4 protein-coding genes and 1 tRNA gene are annotated in these 3,741 nt (G+C 66.9%); 2 read left to right on the top strand and 3 right to left on the bottom strand.

What is annotated here, in order from left to right; all coding sequences use genetic code 11:
- Positions 1-114 precede the first annotated feature (114 nt).
- A complete protein-coding gene (locus tag KDK95_RS34155) occupies positions 115-696 on the top strand; it encodes an SMI1/KNR4 family protein (RefSeq protein ID WP_212522508.1) in 582 nt (193 codons plus the stop codon).
- Between the two features lie 184 nt (positions 697-880).
- Positions 881-1,174 carry a hypothetical protein gene (locus KDK95_RS34150; RefSeq protein ID WP_212522507.1) on the top strand — a complete coding sequence of 98 codons (294 nt, stop codon included), beginning with the start codon at positions 881-883 and terminating at the stop codon, positions 1,172-1,174.
- Positions 1,175-1,295: 121 nt separating this feature from the next.
- On the opposite strand, the gene KDK95_RS34145 is transcribed toward KDK95_RS34150, so the two are convergent.
- The 3 genes from KDK95_RS34145 to KDK95_RS34135 all read right to left on the bottom strand — a co-directional run bounded on the left by KDK95_RS34145 (position 1,296) and on the right by KDK95_RS34135 (position 3,638).
- Positions 1,296-1,559 (bottom strand): YrhB domain-containing protein, encoded by a 264-nt coding sequence (locus tag KDK95_RS34145; protein ID WP_212522506.1) that lies wholly within the window; start codon positions 1,557-1,559, stop codon positions 1,296-1,298.
- 56 nt (positions 1,560-1,615) lie between these two features.
- Positions 1,616-1,695, bottom strand: a tRNA-OTHER gene (locus KDK95_RS34140).
- Positions 1,696-1,991: 296 nt separating this feature from the next.
- Positions 1,992-3,638, bottom strand: coding sequence for a site-specific integrase (locus KDK95_RS34135; protein WP_212522505.1), 1,647 nt, complete (start codon positions 3,636-3,638; stop codon positions 1,992-1,994).
- Positions 3,639-3,741 lie beyond the last annotated feature (103 nt).

Here is a 3,741-nt window from a genome sequence, read left to right as displayed (position 1 = left end):
TGACCATCCTTGCGGGAACCCCACGGCCGCCCACCGGGACATCGGTGGGCACAGGCCTGGACTTCTGCTGTCCGCCAGCCTCGCCATCCGCTGTCCGCACAGCAAGGTCACTTCGTGGCCGTTGACAACCGCTACATGCCGCCGTCAGACCATGTGCCTGACAACATCTCCTGGAAAGACGTCGAGAGTCACTGGGGCGTGGTCTTTCCAGACGACTACAAGGCGTTCCTTGACGTCTACGGCCCCGGCACAATCGCGAACACACTCTCGATCACTGCACCGTCGCCGGATGGGTCGCGCGAGCACTTCGGCGGGTACGTCTCGCTCAACGTGCCCATGGATGCCGAGATGCTGGCAGAACTTGAGTGCCCGTTCCCCGCATATCCCGTGCCGGGCGGCATCATCGACATTGGAGCAACTCCCGATGGCGACACCCTCTTCTACCGCACGGCCTCGACGCCGGCCGACTGGCACATCGTGACGTGGAACCGCGGCGGATTCCTCGCCGACGCCTGGACGGAGCACGCGATGGGACTCTCGGCGTTCCTCGTCGCACTCTTCAGCGGTCAGTACGACGGTTGGGGCGGACCCGACCTGTGGGAAGTCGAGACGGTCGCATTCGAGCACTGGGAGCTCGAGCAGCGGAAGCGCGAACAACACGCATACGACCACATACGCCTCGACCCGCTCCGATGAACCGAGTAGGGTCATGCGCTTTCGTGCCCGATGCGTGCCCGTAGTGAGGTAGCCGAACGGAGGTTCACGGGGACTCACGGGAGATCAACTCGACCACGAGCCTCTGACCAGCGCGCAGGTCAGCGGGGGTGCGGGTACGCTGCTTCCCAAGCTGACAGCGCGGTCTAGCCTCTAGCATCTTCGCATGGAGTACGCAGCGGGACCGCCGAGCCAGTGGCTTCTCACGCTCAAAGACGGGTCCACGATCGAGGTGTGGGCCGACAGCTACTGCGAGGAACAGGACCAGTTTCAGTTTGAGTCACTTGTCGAGGCCTCGCACGAAGAGCAACGCCATGTAAAGGTGACGGCCACTGGCCGCCAGCCCACGAGCAAGGTGCTGATCTTGGTTGCGCGAATACCCGCAGTCCTTGTCTCATCCATCGAGGGCGGGCCCGTCGAGATCGACGGGAGGGCCGGGCCTGTCGACACCAGCGACTGACACCAACGCCGCCATGCGCCAGCGAATCACAGCAGTTCGCACCGACCAGCCGCAGCGCCGAAACACTACATCCGCCCTGGTCAGCGCTGGCGTAGACGAAGCTGGGGGGTCAAGGGGCCAGTCAGTCCCTGAAGTCGTCACGGGTCGTCAAACGGCATTCGCCGCTCGCCGCATCGACGAAGATCGGCCAGTTTCCGGCCAACCCATCGTTGATATCTCGCGTCCGCAAGTAGGCCTCGGTGTTCCATGGCACGACGGACCCGTTCGGCACGACCCGCACATGTTCCGCGTCGACGGCCGGCACATAGCCGTAGCGCCTGAAGTTCTCACGATCCAGGAAGGCGCTGGCCGCGTTAATGGCCTGCGCGGAAGTTGAGACCTCCATGGAGCCCCCTTGATCTATTGAGGTTCCCAAGCTGACAACACGGCCGCTTGGCGCGGTGACACCGGCGGGATTCGAACCCGCGTCTACGCGTTTCCCGAGGGAGCGCGCGTGATCCTGGGCCGCTGGACGACGGGCCACCGGCTCCAGAGGTTACGGATTCCCCCGTTCCTCAGCCAAGCGCTTTTCGTGCCCGCCGCGTGCCCTTACGGAGCGGTAACGGCGGTCAATCACGGTCACTCGCGGCGAGCGAGCCACGGGGCCGCAGGTCAGCGCGGTGTGCGCAAACGATGGCGACTACTACGGAACTTGTAAACAGGTGGCTGAACCGCTGCCCTCAAACGTTCTGGGCGTGAAGCGCTGCTGCCCGCCGGACGTATCCGGCGGGCAGCAGCGGTACTTCGGGTTTCGCGAAGATGCCCTGTGCAGGACGTATCAGCGCAGGCCGTCTTCTTCGGGCTCGGAGGCTACCTCGTCGTCATGGTTGGACGTAGTCTGCTCGACCGCGTTGTCTCGCAGTGTCTTGTCGGCTTGGGCGAGGAACGCGGCCAGCGTGGTGGCGGCGGTGCGTCGGGCTTCATCGGCGACGCCCTGGTAGGTGTCGCGGGTGAAGCTGGAGGTGGTGTGCCCGAGCAGGTCCTGCACGAGTTTCACGTCGATCCCTGCGGTCAGGGCGTGGGTGGCGGTGCCGTGCCGGACGTCGTGCAGCCGGATCGGGGGCAGTTCGTTCTCCCGTACGAGCTTGTAGAACTCGTAGGTCAGCTGCGCCGGGTGCAGCCGGGTGCCGTCGGGGTTCGTGAACACGAGGTCGTTGTCCTCCCAGCCCTCCCCGAAGGTGGCGCGCTGGGTCTCCTGCCAGGCCTTCTGCCCGCGAAGAAGCGTCACGGCCGAGTCGTCGAGGGCGATAGTGCGGTGCGATTCCGGGGTCTTGGGTTCGGTGATCTCGGTACGCCAGCCGATCTGCGCGAGCTGGCAGGTCACGGTGAGCTCGCCGGCGTCGAGGTCGACATCGCGCCAGTGCAGTCCGGCCGTCTCCCCGCGGCGCATCCCGGTCAGCACCATCAGGTGGTAGGCGATCGCGAACCGGTGCCCGCGCGCGGCCCGCAGGAACGCCAGGGTCTGCTCGACCGTCCAGATCATCACCGGCGAGGGCTTCTCCCCCGTCTTACGCCACGCCGCGACCCGCGCGTTCGTCCACACCAGGCCCTTCGGGCGCCCGCCGCCCTTGAGCCGGAACAGCTTCGCCGGGTTGACCGGGATCAGCAGCTGCTCGACAGCGTCCGCCAACGCCGAGGAGAGCGTGGCGCGGATCCGGCGGATCGAGGCCGGCCCGGTGATCGGTAGCGGCTCGCCCAGAGCCTTGATCCGCTCCCGCAGCACCCGGGCCCGGTCGGCATCGCCCTGCTCAACCGCGGTCTCGAGGTCGGTCTTGAGCTTGGCGCGGTGCCGCTGGCCGGCCAGGCGGGTCTCGTTCTGCGCGCCGATCGCATCGACCATGCCCTTGATGTGGGACACCCGCAGCCGATCCAGCCGGATCTTCCCGAGGTGCGGGATCAGGTGCACGCGCACGTGCATCGCGTACGCCATCTTCGTGCCCTCCGCCAGATCCGACTTCGTGGCCAGCCATTCGGTGAGGTACTCCCCCACCGTCAGCGCCGTCTCGATCTGCTGGCCGAGCGCGAGCCTCTTGCGCAACTCGTCCTCGTCCGGCAGCGGGCCCTTGGCCTTCAGCGCGGCGCGGACCAGCCCGGCGACCTGTCGCAGGACCCGGTCCTCGTCCCCGTCCTCCGCGCTCTCGGCCAGCCGCAACAGGGCGACGACCTTGTCGAGGGTCTCGCGGCACTCGGCCTCCGTGGCGAACCCGGCCCGCAGGTGCTCGCGCCTCTCGTCGACGGTGGGGACCTCGAGCTGGAAGCGCCAGGTGCCGTGGTCCTTCGACCACCGCCCATCCCGGTAGGTCAGCTGCGGGCACCTCGTTCCCCACGCCTTCACCGCAACGCTGCCGTCCGGCGCCGTCACCTCGCGGGTGCACGAGCAGCGCTTGAACACCGTCCCGGTCAACTTCTTCCTGCTCATCGCCATGACAGGAACTCCTTACGTGTCGCAGGGGATTGCTTTCGTCCGTGGGCGGCCCGGCCCGAATCCGTGGGCCAACCGCCCCGGACCGCCATCCACGCCCCAACCC

Origin of the sequence: Actinospica acidithermotolerans, assembly GCF_018139625.1 — a bacterium.
GTDB classification, from domain to species: Bacteria; Actinomycetota; Actinomycetes; order Streptomycetales; family Catenulisporaceae; genus Actinospica; species Actinospica acidithermotolerans.
The sequence above is the reverse complement of the archived record's forward strand: the minus strand, read 5'-3'. Positions and strand labels throughout refer to the sequence as shown.

Bases quoted from the DNA above. Each gene is read 5' to 3' on its own strand.
- KDK95_RS34150 (WP_212522507.1), top strand. From the start codon at position 881: ATGGAGTACGCAGCGGGACCGCCGAGCCAGTGGCTTCTCACGCTCAAA.
- KDK95_RS34145 (WP_212522506.1), bottom strand. From the start codon at position 1,559: ATGGAGGTCTCAACTTCCGCGCAGGCCATTAACGCGGCCAGCGCCTTC.
- KDK95_RS34135 (WP_212522505.1), bottom strand. From the start codon at position 3,638: ATGGCGATGAGCAGGAAGAAGTTGACCGGGACGGTGTTCAAGCGCTGC.